The following is a 13,157-nucleotide window of genomic DNA, read 5'->3' as shown; positions in this document are numbered from 1 at the left end:
GGGAGTATGCGACATGTGCCGTGCGTCACGGTACGGACGGGTGGTACATGCCGCGGGGCTCCGCCGGGAACACCGCTGTGAGCGCCAGTCTCCGTTCGCTACACGGAAGTTGAGGACATATGCAGGTCTGGCCAGGACAGCCGTACCCGCTCGGCGCCACCTATGACGGAGCGGGCACCAACTTCGCGGTGTTCTCCGAGAGCGCCGACCGGATCGAGCTGTGCCTGATCGCGGAGGACGGCTCGGAGACGGCCATCGAGCTGCGCGAGACGGACGCCTTCGTGCGGCACGCCTACCTGCCCGGCGTCCAGCCGGGCCAGCGGTACGGGTTCCGGGTGCACGGCCCGCACAATCCGGGCCTGGGCCAACGGCACAACAGCGCCAAGCTGCTGCTGGACCCGTACGCCAAGGCGATGAGCGGGAACATCGACTGGGACGAGTCGGTCTACGGGTACCACTTCGGCGCCCCGGAGCGGCGCAACGACCTGGACTCGGCCCCGCACACCATGCACTCGGTGGTGATCAACCCCTACTTCGACTGGGGCACCGACCGGCCGCCGCGCACCGACTACCACCGCACCGTGCTGTACGAGGCCCATGTGAAGGGCCTGACCCGGCTGCACCCGGGCATCCCGGAGGAGATCCGGGGCAGTTACGCGGCGCTGGCCCACCCGGCGGTGATCGAGCACCTGGCCAAGCTGGGCGTCACCGCGATCGAGTTGATGCCGGTGCACCAGTTCGTCCGCGACCACCGGCTGCGCGACCTGGGCCTGTCCAACTACTGGGGCTACAACACCATCGGCTTCTTCGCGCCGCACTCCTCCTACTCCTCCACCGGCGACCGGGGGCAGCAGGTGCAGGAGTTCAAGTCGATGGTGAAGGCGCTGCACGCGGCCGGCATCGAGGTGATCCTCGACGTCGTCTACAACCACACCGCCGAGGGCAACCACCTGGGCCCGACGCTCTCCTTCCGCGGCCTGGACAACGTCTCGTACTACCGGCTCGCCAAGGACCAGCGCTTCTACGAGGACACCACCGGCACCGGCAACAGCCTGCTGATGCGCAGCCCGCACGTGCTCCAGATGATCATGGACTCGCTGCGCTACTGGGTGACCGAGATGCACGTGGACGGCTTCCGCTTCGACCTCGCGGCCACCCTGGCCCGCCAGTTCCACGAGGTCGACCGGCTGTCCTCGTTCTTCGACCTGGTCCAGCAGGACCCGGTGGTCTCCCAGGCCAAGCTGATCGCCGAGCCGTGGGACTTGGGCGAGGGCGGCTACCAGGTCGGCAACTTCCCCCCGCTGTGGACGGAGTGGAACGGCATGTACCGGGACACCGTCCGCGACCTGTGGCGCGGCGAGACGGCCACCCTGGCCGAGTTCGGCTCCCGGCTGACCGGCTCCTCCGACCTCTACCAGGACGACGGCCGCCGCCCGATCGCCTCGATCAACTTCGTCACCTGCCACGACGGCTTCACCCTGCGCGACCTGGTCTCGTACAACGAGAAGCACAACGAGGCCAACCACGAGGACAGCCGGGACGGCGAGTCCTTCAACCGCTCGTGGAACTGCGGCGCCGAGGGCGAGAGCGAGGACCGCGCGGTCCTCGACCTCAGAGCCCGCCAGCAGCGCAACTTCATCGCCACCCTGATGCTCTCCCAGGGCGTGCCGATGCTCTCGCACGGCGACGAGCTCGGCCGCACCCAGCGGGGCAACAACAACGCCTACTGCCAGGACAACGAGCTCACCTGGGTGCACTGGCCGACCGGCGACGGCCCGCAGGCCGAGCTGCTGGAGTTCACCCAGGGCATGATCTGGCTCCGCCGCGACCACCCGGTCTTCCGGCGCCGCCGGTTCTTCCACGGGCGCCCGGTCTCCGGCACCCACGACGACCTGACCGACATCGCCTGGTTCACCCCCGCGGGCGAGGAGATGACCAAGCGGGACTGGTCCACCAGCTACGCCAAGTCGCTCACCGTCTTCCTGAACGGGAACGCGATCTCCGAGCCGGACCGGCGCGGCGGCAAGATCGTCGACGACTCCTTCCTGCTGCTCTTCAACGCCAGTTCCGAGCAGCTGGAGTTCACCGTCCCGGCCGACCACGGGGACGCCTGGCAGGTGGTGGTCGACACCACCCTGCCGGTGCTGCCCGCCCCCGGCACCGGCACCCGGATCAAGGCCGGCGACACCGTCTGGCTCACCGACCGCTCGCTGCTGGTGCTGCAACGGCCCGCCTGAGCCGTGGCCCGGCCGGCACTGCGCCATTCGTACCAGGACGGAGGTAGCCCGCCCCCGGCACGGGTAGGCATGACCCCATGACCTCAGCCGCCGCCCGACCGCCGACGGCCAGCTACCGGCTCCAGCTCCAGCCCGGCTTCACGCTGCACGACGCCGAGCGCGCGGTGCCCTACCTGGCCGCGCTCGGCGTCTCGCACCTGCACCTGTCGCCCCTGCTGGAGGCCGTCCCCGGCTCCACCCACGGGTACGACACGGTGGACCACGGCCGGATCAGCGAGCAGCTCGGCGGGGAGGCCGCGCTGCGCGCGCTGGCCGCCGAGGCCCGCCGGCACGGCCTCGGCCTGATCGCCGACGTGGTGCCCAACCACATGGCGCTGCCCGTCCCCGAGCAGCTCAACCAGCCGCTCTGGCAGGTGCTCAGGGACGGCCCCGACTCGCCGTACGCGCCCTGGTTCGACATCGACTGGGCCGCCCAGCCCGGGCCCACCGACGCGCCCGGGCGCGGGCGGCTGCTGCTCCCGCTGCTCGGCGACCGGCTCGGCGCCGTGCTCGACCAGCTCACCGTCGACGGGGACGTGCTGCGCTACCACGACCACGCCTTCCCGCTGCGCCCCGGCACCGAGCGGCTCCCGCTGGCCGAGCTGCTGGCCCGCCAGTGGTACCGGCTGGCCTGGTGGCAGCTGGCCGCCGAGGAGCTGAACTACCGCCGGTTCTTCACCGTCAACGAGCTGATCGCGGTCCGGATGGAGGTGCCCGAGGTCTTCGAGGCCACCCACCGCACCCTGCTGCGGCTGCACGCCGAGGGCGTGCTGGAGGGCTTCCGGATCGACCACCCGGACGGCCTGGCGGACCCGCGCGGCTACCTGCGCCAGCTGGCGGCGGCCACCGGCGGCGCGTACACCGTGGTGGAGAAGATCCTCACCGGCGAGGAGCGGCTGCCCGCCGACTGGCCGTGCGCCGGCACCACCGGCTACGACGCGCTGCGCCGGATCGACGGGGTGCTGACCGACCACGCCGGGGCCGAGCGGCTGACCACCAGCTACCAGCGGGACGTCGCGGACCGCACCGGCGCCGCCGAGGCCGGCCGGCTGGCCCGGGCCGAGCTGACCGCGCCGGACGGCGAACTGGCCGCGGAGCTGGAGCGGCTGGTGCGGCTCGCCGCTCGGATCTGCGCCGCCGAGCCGGCGCTCGCCGACCACGGCCGGGGCGCGCTGCGGCAGGCGCTCGGGGCGATCCTGACCGCGTACCCGGTCTACCGCCCGTACGTGGTGCCGGGCGAGCCGGCCCCGGCGGCGGCCGTGGCCGAGTTCGAGGCGGTCCGCGAGGCCGGTGCGCTGGCCGGCCCGACCGCGCAACTGCTGCGCGACCTGGCCCTCGGGCGGCTCGGCCGCGGCCCGGAGAAGGACGAGTTCTGCGCCCGCTTCGCGCAGACCGCCTCGGCCGTGGCGGCCAAGGGGGTGGAGGACACCGCCTTCTACCGCTGGACGGCGCTGCTCGGGCTGAACGAGGTCGGCGGCGACCCGGGCCGGCCGGGGGTGCGCCCGCAGGAGTTCCACCGCTGGTGCGCCGAGCTGGACCGGGCCTGGCCGGGTGCGATGACGGCGCTGTCCACCCACGACACCAAGCGCAGCGCGGACGCCCGGGCCCGGCTGGCGGTGCTGACCGAGCTGCCGGAGATGTGGGCCGCCGAGTGCGCGGCCTGGACCACCGCCTCCGGCGCCTGCCCGGACCGGCCGAGCGCCTGGCTGCTCTGGCAGACCCTGGTCGCGGCCTGGCCGATCGGCCCGGAGCGGCTGACCGGGGTGGTGCTCAAGTCGGCCCGCGAGGCCAAGCTGCACACCTCCTGGACGGCGCCGGACGAGCAGTTCGAGCACCGGCTCGCCCGGTACGCGCAGGGCGTGCTCGGCAACGTCGGGCTGGCCCCCCGGATCGAGGGGCTGGTGGCGCTGCTGGCCCCGTTCGCCCGCAGCAACAGCCTCGCGGCGGCGCTGCTGCACCTGACCGTGCCGGGCGTGCCGGACCTCTACCAGGGCAGCGAGGAGCCGCTGTACACCCTGGTGGACCCGGACAACCGGGCACCGGTCGACCTGGGCGCGCTGGCCGTCCGGCTGACCGACTCGGCGGCCGACCGCGCCGGCGACCTGGCCCGCGAGAAGCTGCACCTGACCACCACCGCGCTGCACCTGCGCCGCACCCACCCCTTCGGCTCCTACCGCCCGCTCGCGGCGAGCGGCCCGGCCGCCGAGCACCTGCTCGCCTTCGGGCGCGGCGAGGCGGTGGTGTCGGTGGCCACCCGGCTGCCGTACGGGCTGCACCGGCGGGGCGGCTGGGGCGACACGGTGCTGGCGCTGCCCGCCGGGCGGTGGACCGACGAACTGACCGAACGGCACTTCGCGGGTGGGGAGACCAGGGTGGCCGATCTGCTGGAGCACCTTCCGGTGGCACTGCTGACCAGCGGGCGTCGGCCGTGACCGAGTACCGGGTGTGGGCGCCGGCCGCCGAACAGGTCGAGGTGGAGGTGGCGGGCGCGGCGCACCCGCTGCGCCCGGCGGCCGGCCGGCCCGGCTGGTGGGCGGGCGAGGCCCCGGCCGGGGCGTACGGCTTCCGCCTGGACGGCGGCCCGGCGCTGCCCGACCCGCGCTCGCCGCGCCAGCCGCAGGGGCCGGACGGGCCGAGCCTCGCCGTCGACCACGCGGCCTTCGCCTGGTCCGACACCCCGTGGTCGGGCCGGGCCCTGCCCGGGTCGGTGCTGTACGAGCTGCACGTGGGCACCTTCACCCCCGCCGGGACCTTCGACGCCGCCGCCGAGCGGCTCGACCACCTGGTCGCGCTGGGCGTGGACTTCGTCGAGCTGATGCCGGTCTGCCCGTTCCCCGGCCGGTACGGCTGGGGCTACGACGGGGTCGGCCTGTGGGCGGTGCACGAGCCGTACGGCGGCCCGGACGGGCTGAAGCGGTTCGTGGACGCGGCCCACCGCAAGGGGCTCGGCGTGGTGCTGGACGTGGTGCACAACCACCTCGGCCCGTCCGGCAACTACCTGCCCGCCTTCGGCCCGTACTTCACCGACCGCCACCACACCCCGTGGGGGGCGGCGGTCAACCTGGACGCGTCCGGCTCGGACGAGGTCCGCGCGTACCTGATCGGGAGCGCGCTGGCCTGGCTGCGCGACTACCGGATCGACGGGCTGCGGCTGGACGCGGTGCACGCGCTGGCCGACGACCGGGCGCTGCCGTTCCTGGAGGAACTCGCCACCGAGGTGGACCGGCTGGCCGCCGCCACCGGCCGCCCGCTCTTCCTGATCGGCGAGTCCGACCTGAACGACCCGCGCACCACCAACCCCCGCCAGGCCGGCGGGCTCGGGCTCACCGCGCAGTGGAGCGACGACTTCCACCACGGGCTGCACGCGCTGCTCACCGGCGAGGCCCAGGGCTACTACGGGGATTTCGCCGAGGATCCGTACGCGGCCGTGGCCAAGGCGCTGACCAGGGGCTTCTTCCACGACGGCAGCCGGTCCTCGTTCCGCGGCCGCCGGCACGGCCGCCCGTTCCCGGCCGGCTACGGGCACCGGCTGCTGGGCTACCTGCAGACCCACGACCAGGTCGGCAACCGGGCCACCGGCGACCGGCTCTCGGCCACCCTCCCCCCGGGCCGGCTGGCCGCCGGGGCCGCGCTGGTGCTGACCTCGCCGTTCACCCCGATGCTCTTCATGGGCGAGGAGTGGGGCGCCGGCACGCCCTGGCAGTACTTCACCGACCACACCGACCCGCAGCTGGCCGAGGCGGTCCGGCAGGGGCGGCGGCGGGAGTTCGCCGAGCACGGCTGGGCCGCCGAGGACGTGCCCGACCCGCAGGCCCGGGCCACGGTGCTCGGCTCGGTCCTGGACTGGTCCGAGCCCGCGCTGCCCCCGCACGCCGAACTCCTCGGCTGGTACCGGACGTTGATCCGGCTGCGCCGCTCCTGCCCCGAGCTGATGGACCAGGACCTGGCGGCCGTCGAGGTCCGGCACGACCGCGAGCGGGGCTGGCTGGTGGTGCACCGCGGTCCGTACCGGGTCGCGGTGCGGATCGGCGGCAGCGGGCCGGTGGACGTCCCGCTGGACACCCCGAACGGCCGGCTGCTGGCCGCCTTCGGCGAGGTGGCGCCGGGCGAGGGCGTCCTGCGGCTCGGGCCGGACTCGGTGGCCGTGGTCGGCTCCGGCCGAGGCTCCGGCTGATACTCCGGCTGAGGCCCGGCGCTACCCGAGGAAGCCGGTGATCCGCTGCCGCAGGCCCGCCGCGTCCAGGCCGTAGGCGGCCAGGTGCTCGGGGATGGAGCCGTAGTGGCGGTGCTCGGCGCGCGGGACACCGAGGCCGAGCACCCGGTGCGGCAGGTCGGCGAGGGCGTCGTGGGCGGCCTGGGCCGACGTCCCGGCGAGGTACGGCTCGACCAGCACCGCATCGGCCCGGTCGCCGAGCGCCGCCCGCAGGCCCGCCGCGTCGAACGGCCGGACGGTGGCGGCGTACAGCACCGTGACGTCCAGGCCCTCGGTCGCGGCCAGCACCGCGTCCAGCATCGGACCGACGGCCAGCACCACCGCCCCGCTCCCGCGGCGGACCGTCAGGAACCGCCCCGGCTCGACCGGCCTGGCCTGCCGGTTGGCGTGCACCGAGAGCCGGACGTACTGCAGGCTGTCGCCGGCCGCGGTGGCGTGCCGCAGCAGGGCCTCGGCCTCGTCCGGGTGGCCGGGCACGTGGACGTTCCAGCCGGGCAGGGTGTCCAGCAGCGCGACGTCGCCCGGTGCCATGTGGGTGCGGCCGCCGGCCGGCCAGTCGTACGAGCCGGAGGCACTCACCAGCACCGCGCCGACGCCCTGGTGGCCGAGGTCCAGCTTGACCTGCTCGAACGGCCGCTCGATCAGGAAGCTGGCGAAGGTGTGGGCGATCGGCCGCAGCCCCGTCAGGGCCAGCCCGCCGGCGGCCCCGATCAGCAGCTGCTCACGGATGCCGACGTTGACCACCCGGTCGGGGTGGCGGACGGCGGCGTCCGCGAAGCCGGCCGCGCTGATGTCCGCCAGCACCACCGCCAGCCGGGGGTCGGAGTCGAGCAGCTCGGCGGTGATGGCGATGAAGCGGTCGCGCATGGTGTCCATCGGGGTTCCTCTGCGGGCGAAAGGCGGTTCGGGAGTTCGGGCGGGCGGTTCAGGAGTTCTTGGGCTCGACCCGGGCGACCACGGCGTGCGGGCGGCCCGGGTGCGGGGTGGTGAAGGCGCGGTGGAGCGCCTCGTGGTCGCGGCCGTCCACCGTCGCGGTGGACCAGCCCTCGGTCTCGAACCGGGCCGCGATCCCGCCGCGCCACCCGTGGGTGGCCGAGGAGTTGTCGATCACCACCACCTGGAGCCGGTCCAGCCCGTACGCGCCGGCGAAGGCCACCGCCTCGTGGTTGCTGCCCTCGTCGAACTCGGCGTCGCCGATCAGCACCCACACCGCCGGGTCGTGCAGGCCCTGGGCGCGCAGCCCGAGCGCGGTGCCGACCGCCAGCGGCAGGCCGTGGCCGAGCGAGCCGGAGCCGATCTCCGCACCCGGGACGAGCAGCCGGTCCGGGTGGTGGCCGAGCGGCGAGTCGTAGCCGCCGAAGCTCGCCAGCAGCTCGGGCGGCAGGAAGCCCTTGGCGGCCAGCACCGCGTAGTAGGCCATCGGGCCATGACCCTTGGAGAGCAGGAAGCGGTCCCGGGCCCGGTCCTCGACGGTCGCCGGGGTGACCCGCAGGACGCGGTCGTAGAGCACCCACAGGGCGTCCAGGGTGGAGGTGGCGGCGGGGCCGTGCTTCTCGGCGCCGGTCATCCGGGAGAGCAGCTCGGGCAGGTCGGCGAAGCCGTACGGCGCCTGGCCCGGCCGCAGGGGGTGGGTCGCGGTGGTCATACGAAGATCGTGCAACTTGAAGTCGGCTTCAGGTCAAGCCCGGGCGGCCGCTATCCTCGGCGACCATGGGACTCAGCCGGCACGACCTCCTGACCATCGGCCAGCTCGCCGAGCGCAGCGGCCTGGCCACCTCGGCACTGCGCTACTACGAGCGGATGGGGCTCATCCACTCCGAGCGCACCACCGGGAACCAGCGCCGCTTCGCCCGCTCCACGCTGCGCCGGGTCGCCTTCGTCCGGGCCGCCCAGCAGGTCGGACTCTCGCTGGAGGAGGTCCGCACGGCGCTCGACCGGCTGCCCGTCGACCGCGCCCCCAGCCACGAGGACTGGAACGCCGTGGCCCGCACCTGGCAGGTCAGGATCGACCGGCAGATCGAGGAGCTGGAGCTGATGAAGCGCAAGCTGACCGGCTGCATCGGCTGCGGCTGCCTCTCGCTCACCCGCTGCGGGCTCTACAACGCCGACGACCGGGCCGGCCGGGCCGGCAGCGGCGCGCGCTACCTGCGGACCGGCGACCCGGCGACCGGGCCCGAGCCACTGCCGGCCGGCCTCTGACGGCCCGCCAGTTGCCGGTTCGGCCCGGGCGCCGCGGCGGCCCCGTCTATGCTGCCTGCGAGACCACGAGCACACCGGGGGAGAAGATCATGACCGACCATCAGGACGTGGCGCTGGACTGGATGTCGGGCGAGGACGACGAGCCGCACGTCCCGGTCGACCTGCGCCCGGACGTGCCGCACCCGGCCCGGATGTACGACTACTACCTCGGCGGCAAGGACAACTTCCCGGCCGACCGGGAGGCCGCCGAGCAGGTCGTCTCGCTCGGCCCGCTGGTCCGGATCAGCGCCCGCGCCAACCGGTCCTTCCTGCGCCGCTCGGTCCAGTACCTGGCCGAGCAGGGCATCACCCAGTTCCTGGACATCGGCACCGGCATCCCCACCGCGGGCAACACCCACGAGGTCGCCCAACAGGTCCTGCCCGAGGCCCGGGTCGCCTACGTGGACAACGACCCGATCGTGCTGGTGCACGGCCGCGCCCTGCTGACCGGCTCCAGCACCGGCATCGTCAACGTCGTCCAGGGGGACCTGCGCGACCCCAAGTCCGTGCTGAGCGACCCGGCGGTCCGCGCCGTGATCGACTTCGACCGGCCGGTCGCCCTGCTGCTCTACGCCGTCCTGCACTTCATCGACGAGGTCGACGACCCGTCCGGCATCGTCCGCACCCTGCTGGACGCGCTGCCCTCCGGCAGCTACCTGGCGCTCTCGCACGGCACCGCCGACTTCCTCACCCCCGAGGAGGCCGACCGCGGCCCGGCCGTCTACCGCGGCGCCACCGCCCAGCTCACCATGCGCAGCAAGGAGCAGGTGGCCCGGTTCTTCGACGGCCTGGAGCTCGCCGAGCCCGGCCTGGTCACCGCCCCGCTCTGGCGGCCGGACGAGGACCCCCAGGACACCGACCGCCAGGTCGCGATCTGGGCGGGCGTCGGCCGCAAGCCGTAACCCGGCCCAGGCGGGCGGGGCGCCGCGGTGCCCGGGCCGCCCGGCTGGGAGAATCGCCGGCATGGCGCACATCTCCCTCACCGCCCTGCTGGTCCGCGACTATGACGAGGCGATCGCGTTCTACGTCGACGCCCTCGGCTTCGAGCTGCGCGAGGACACCCCGCGCGGCGACGGCAACCGCTGGGTGGTGGTCGCCCCGCGCGGCGCCACCGAGTCCGGCCTGCTGCTCGCCCGGGCCACCAAGCCGGAGCAGCAGGCCCGGATCGGCGACCAGACCGGCGGCCGGGTCGGCCACTTCCTCACCACCGAGGACTTCGCCGGGGACCACCGGCGGATGACCGCCGCGGGTGTGGTCTTCCTGGAGGAGCCCCGGCACGAGCCCTACGGCACCGTCGCGGTCTTCCAGGACCTCTACGGCAACCGCTGGGACCTGCTCCAGCCCAAGGGCTGATCCGTCAGGGGGCCAACCTGATCCGGTCGCCCACCGCGACCTGGTGGAAGAACCAGATCGCGTCCGGCTCGGACAGCCATACCTGGGCCTGGGTCGGGTTGCGCCGGCCGAGCGCCTCGGTCGGCAGGGCCGGTTTCGCGCAGACCCAGATCCGGTAGTCGTCCGACGTGTCGATCCGCACGCACCAGTGCATCGGCTGGTCCCCGACGACCGCGTAGCCCGCGTCCAGCACGTTGCCGGTCGCGGAGTTCATGGTCGCCTCCTCCCGCAGCGCGGTCACCGTCATCGACGGGATACCGCCGCTCGGGGTGAGCGGCCAGCCGGTGGACAGCTCCAGGTTCCGCTGCTGCGGGCCGTCCGGAACGGTCAGTGTCGGCTGTTCGGCGCGGACCAGCACCGGCCGCCGCGGTTCGGCGGTCGACGGGGCGTCGACCGGTGCCGACGCGGCCGGCGCCACCGCACCGGGCACGGATCCGGGTCGGAGCAGCACTCCGCCGGCCGCCACCGCCACCATGCAGACGGCTGCGGCCGTGCCCATGATCACCCGCCGGGCCCGGCGGCGGCGCCGGCCCTGGGCGCGGACGGTCTCGTAGGGCAGCGGCAGGGCGTGCGGGGCGTCCGCGGTCAGGCCGCGCAGGGCGACCACCAGCGGGTCCGCGGTGATGCCATCGTCCAGGTCAGGCACAGTGACCGATCCTCTCGGCGGAGTGCGGGATCGAGGTTTGGCCGCGCCCGGTCCGGCGAGCCGCGGGCGTGCCGCGGAGCGCTCGCTCCCGCACCCGGTCGCCCTCCTCGTCGCCGAGGTACTCGGCCATGGCGGCCCGGCCCCGCGACAGCCGCGCCTTGACCGTGCCGATCGCGGCCCCGGTCTCCTCGGAGATCTGGCTCAGACTCAGATCGCACAGGTGGAACAGCACGACGGCCTGCCGCTGCGCGGCCGGGAGCTTGCGCAGCGCCGCCACCAGGGCGGTGTGCTCGGGGCCCGGCCCGGCGATGTCCTGGTGGGTGAACTGCTTGCGCTCCAGCGCCCGGCCGCGCAGCGCCCGCCGCCACCGGCTGACGGCCAGCCGCCAGGCGACCGTCCGGATCCACGCCTCGGGCGAGCGTTCCTCGTTCGACAGCCGTGCCCGCTGCGCCCAGCCGCGGACGAAGGCCTCCTGCACCGCGTCCTGCGCCTCGCTGAAGTCCCCGGTCATGGCGTAGATCTGCCGCACCAATGGGGAGAACGAGGACAGGTAGAACGCGTTGTACTCCTCGTCGGTCATCCCGTCGTGCTCCGTCGTCTCGATCGGGTGCCCGTGCACCCGGCTGTGCCACGCACGGCAGGCCTACCGGGTTGCCATGTTCTTCAGACACATTCCGAGGACGGGGCCCGGCCCGCCCTGCACCCGGTCAGCCGGCCCGGCGCTCGCCCAGCCGCTGCCAGATCTCCCGCACCTGCGGCGCCAGGTCGGCCAGCGGGCCGCCGTTGTCGATCACCAGGTCGGCGACGGCCAGCCGGTCCTCCCGGCTCGCCTGGGCGGCCATCCGGGCCCGGGCCTCCTCCTCGGCCATCCCGCGCAGCCGCACCAGCCGGTCCAGCCGGACCTCGTCCGGGGCGTCGATCACGATCACCTGGTCGTAGAGCGGGGCGAGCCCGTTCTCGGCCAGCAGCGGCACGTCGTGCACCACGAGGTCGTCCGGCCCGGCGGCGGCCTCCAGCTCGGCCGAGCGGGCCCGGACCAGCGGGTGGACGATCGCGTTCAGCGCGGCGAGGCGGTCCGGGTCGCCGAAGACGATCCCACCGAGCGCGGGGCGGTCCAGCGAGCCGTCGGGCCGCAGCACGGCGGGGCCGAACTCGGCCACCACGGCCCGCAGGCCCGCGGTGCCGGGGGCCACCACCTCACGGGCGATCAGGTCGGAGTCGACGATCACCGCGCCCAGCTCCGCGAGCTGCCGCGACACCTCGCTCTTGCCCGCGCCGATCCCACCCGTCAGTCCGATCCTCAGCATGCCGCCAGGCTACCGCCGGGCCGGTCGGGCCCGGCCGGCGGCCCGGCCGGAGAAACGCCGGTCGAACATCCGGCGAACAGTTCGACCGCCGCCCCCGCAGCCCCGGGCCCGGGGTCTGCTGTCGGGGGGTCAGCCCGGCTAGGGTGCCGGACAGACCTTCGAACGGACGGAGCAACCCCCATGTCCAGCCTCTGGCCCACCGGCCCGCGCCGGGTCCTGGTCGTCGGCATCGACGGCGTCCGGCTCGACCTGCTGCCCGAGCTGCACACCCCGCACCTGGACGCGGTGGCGAAGGCCGGCTTCCTGGCCCCGGTGCTTGTCGACGACGCGACCCCCACCATGTCGGGTCCGTGCTGGGCCACCATCGTCACGGGCGTCGGGGTGGCCAAGCACGGGGTGCTGGGCAACCACCTCGGCGGCAACCGGCTGGACGTGTTCCCGGACTTCACCACCCGGCTCGCCGCCACCCACCGCCGCCGGACCTTCGCGGCCGGCGGCTGGGAGCCGCTGTTCCTGGCCCGCGGCGGCGGCCCGCTGTTCGTCTCGCCCGGCCGGCTGTCGTACATCGCGCCGCTGGAGGACACCCCGGAGGCCTGGGAGGTCTGCGACGAGCGGGTCACCGCCGAGGCCGAGTACGTGCTCGGCCGCAGCGACGACGACCCGCAGGCCTCCTTCGTCTACCTCGGCGCGGTCGACGAGACCGCCCACTTCCTGGGCTGCGGCGAGGAGTACCGCCGCTCCGCCGAGGCCGCCGACCGGCGGCTCGGGCGGCTGCTGGCCGCGGTCGACGGCCGGGCGGGCCGGGCCGAGGAGGAGTGGACGGTGATCGTGGTCACCGACCACGGCCACGTCGACCAGGGCGGCCACGGCGGGCGCAGCGAGCTGGAGCGCACCGCGTGGATCGCCGCCCAGGGCCCGGGCATCCTCCCCGGGGCGGCGGTCCGGCCGCTGCACCACACCGATGTCGCGGCCCATGTCTACGCCGCCCTGGAGATCACCCCGGATCCGCACTGGACCTTGGACGGCCGCCCGTTCACCCCCGCCGAGGAGCCCGTGCCGGCGCGCTGAGGCCCGCGGTCACCGGC

Annotated in this window: 12 protein-coding genes; 7 read left to right on the top strand and 5 right to left on the bottom strand. The window is 74.5% G+C overall.

Translation table 11 applies throughout. The features are described 5' to 3' along the window. Positions 1–119 precede the first annotated feature (119 nt). The 3 genes from glgX (at position 120) to treZ (ending at position 6,450) form a co-directional block, all read left to right on the top strand. Entirely contained in the window at positions 120–2,237 is a 2,118-nt protein-coding gene (glgX, locus tag AB0K43_RS10170) for a glycogen debranching protein GlgX (protein WP_363637827.1), read from the top strand. 77 nt (positions 2,238–2,314) lie between these two features. Next, positions 2,315–4,708, top strand: a complete 2,394-nt coding sequence (gene treY, locus AB0K43_RS10165) for a malto-oligosyltrehalose synthase (RefSeq protein ID WP_363637825.1) — start codon at positions 2,315–2,317, stop codon at positions 4,706–4,708. Next, on the top strand, positions 4,705–6,450 hold the full coding sequence (gene treZ / locus AB0K43_RS10160) for a malto-oligosyltrehalose trehalohydrolase (RefSeq protein WP_363637823.1): 1,746 nt from the start codon (positions 4,705–4,707) through the stop codon (positions 6,448–6,450). The genes treY and treZ overlap by 4 nt, the downstream gene beginning before the upstream one ends. 21 nt (positions 6,451–6,471) lie before the next feature. Here treZ and AB0K43_RS10155 read toward each other — a convergent pair whose 3' ends face one another. After that, positions 6,472–7,365 carry a transketolase C-terminal domain-containing protein gene (locus tag AB0K43_RS10155; protein ID WP_363637821.1) on the bottom strand — a complete coding sequence of 298 codons (894 nt, stop codon included), beginning with the start codon at positions 7,363–7,365 and terminating at the stop codon, positions 6,472–6,474. A gap of 49 nt (positions 7,366–7,414) precedes the next feature. Continuing rightward, entirely contained in the window at positions 7,415–8,134 is a 720-nt protein-coding gene (locus tag AB0K43_RS10150) for a thiamine pyrophosphate-dependent enzyme (protein ID WP_363637819.1), read from the bottom strand. Positions 8,135–8,199: 65 nt separating this feature from the next. Here AB0K43_RS10150 and soxR point away from each other — a divergent pair, with 65 nt between their 5' ends. From soxR to AB0K43_RS10135, 3 genes are all read left to right on the top strand, one after another. Continuing rightward, the gene (gene soxR / locus AB0K43_RS10145) at positions 8,200–8,688 is read left to right on the top strand and encodes a redox-sensitive transcriptional activator SoxR (protein ID WP_363637817.1); all 489 of its coding nucleotides are present in this window, start codon (positions 8,200–8,202) and stop codon (positions 8,686–8,688) included. Positions 8,689–8,777: 89 nt separating this feature from the next. After that, the gene (locus AB0K43_RS10140; protein WP_363637815.1) at positions 8,778–9,629 is read left to right on the top strand and encodes an SAM-dependent methyltransferase; all 852 of its coding nucleotides are present in this window, start codon (positions 8,778–8,780) and stop codon (positions 9,627–9,629) included. Positions 9,630–9,690: 61 nt separating this feature from the next. After that, complete coding sequence (locus AB0K43_RS10135) at positions 9,691–10,080, top strand: VOC family protein (RefSeq protein WP_363637812.1); 390 nt, start codon at positions 9,691–9,693, stop codon at positions 10,078–10,080. Between the two features lie 4 nt (positions 10,081–10,084). Here the strand turns inward: AB0K43_RS10135 and AB0K43_RS10130 are convergent, their stop codons facing one another. The 3 genes from AB0K43_RS10130 to coaE all read right to left on the bottom strand — a co-directional run bounded on the left by AB0K43_RS10130 (position 10,085) and on the right by coaE (position 12,072). Next, positions 10,085–10,765 carry a hypothetical protein gene (locus AB0K43_RS10130; RefSeq protein ID WP_363637810.1) on the bottom strand — a complete coding sequence of 227 codons (681 nt, stop codon included), beginning with the start codon at positions 10,763–10,765 and terminating at the stop codon, positions 10,085–10,087. Further along, complete coding sequence (locus tag AB0K43_RS10125) at positions 10,758–11,345, bottom strand: SigE family RNA polymerase sigma factor (protein ID WP_363637808.1); 588 nt, start codon at positions 11,343–11,345, stop codon at positions 10,758–10,760. Before AB0K43_RS10125 ends, AB0K43_RS10130 begins: the two co-directional genes overlap by 8 nt. Before the next feature lie 127 nt (positions 11,346–11,472). Beyond that, entirely contained in the window at positions 11,473–12,072 is a 600-nt protein-coding gene (gene coaE, locus AB0K43_RS10120; RefSeq protein ID WP_363637806.1) for a dephospho-CoA kinase, read from the bottom strand. A gap of 180 nt (positions 12,073–12,252) precedes the next feature. On the opposite strand from coaE, the gene AB0K43_RS10115 reads away from it, so the two are divergent. Next, positions 12,253–13,140 (top strand): alkaline phosphatase family protein, encoded by an 888-nt coding sequence (locus tag AB0K43_RS10115; RefSeq protein WP_363637804.1) that lies wholly within the window; start codon positions 12,253–12,255, stop codon positions 13,138–13,140. Positions 13,141–13,157: the final 17 nt, after the last annotated feature.

Origin of the sequence: Kitasatospora sp. NPDC049258, assembly GCF_040678895.1 — a bacterium.
Lineage (GTDB): Bacteria > Actinomycetota > Actinomycetes > Streptomycetales > Streptomycetaceae > Kitasatospora.
The sequence above is the reverse complement of the archived record's forward strand: the minus strand, read 5'-3'. Positions and strand labels throughout refer to the sequence as shown.

What these genes read in the sequence shown, in the direction of transcription:
- AB0K43_RS10155 (WP_363637821.1), bottom strand. Translation starts at nt 7,365, where the DNA reads ATGGACACCATGCGCGACCGCTTCATCGCCATCACCGCCGAGCTGCTC.
- AB0K43_RS10115 (WP_363637804.1), top strand. Translation starts at nt 12,253, where the DNA reads ATGTCCAGCCTCTGGCCCACCGGCCCGCGCCGGGTCCTGGTCGTCGGC.
- AB0K43_RS10135 (WP_363637812.1), top strand. Translation starts at nt 9,691, where the DNA reads ATGGCGCACATCTCCCTCACCGCCCTGCTGGTCCGCGACTATGACGAG.
- coaE (WP_363637806.1), bottom strand. Translation starts at nt 12,072, where the DNA reads ATGCTGAGGATCGGACTGACGGGTGGGATCGGCGCGGGCAAGAGCGAG.
- AB0K43_RS10150 (WP_363637819.1), bottom strand. Translation starts at nt 8,134, where the DNA reads ATGACCACCGCGACCCACCCCCTGCGGCCGGGCCAGGCGCCGTACGGC.
- AB0K43_RS10140 (WP_363637815.1), top strand. Translation starts at nt 8,778, where the DNA reads ATGACCGACCATCAGGACGTGGCGCTGGACTGGATGTCGGGCGAGGAC.
- treY (WP_363637825.1), top strand. Translation starts at nt 2,315, where the DNA reads ATGACCTCAGCCGCCGCCCGACCGCCGACGGCCAGCTACCGGCTCCAG.
- soxR (WP_363637817.1), top strand. Translation starts at nt 8,200, where the DNA reads ATGGGACTCAGCCGGCACGACCTCCTGACCATCGGCCAGCTCGCCGAG.
- glgX (WP_363637827.1), top strand. Translation starts at nt 120, where the DNA reads ATGCAGGTCTGGCCAGGACAGCCGTACCCGCTCGGCGCCACCTATGAC.
- AB0K43_RS10125 (WP_363637808.1), bottom strand. Translation starts at nt 11,345, where the DNA reads ATGACCGACGAGGAGTACAACGCGTTCTACCTGTCCTCGTTCTCCCCA.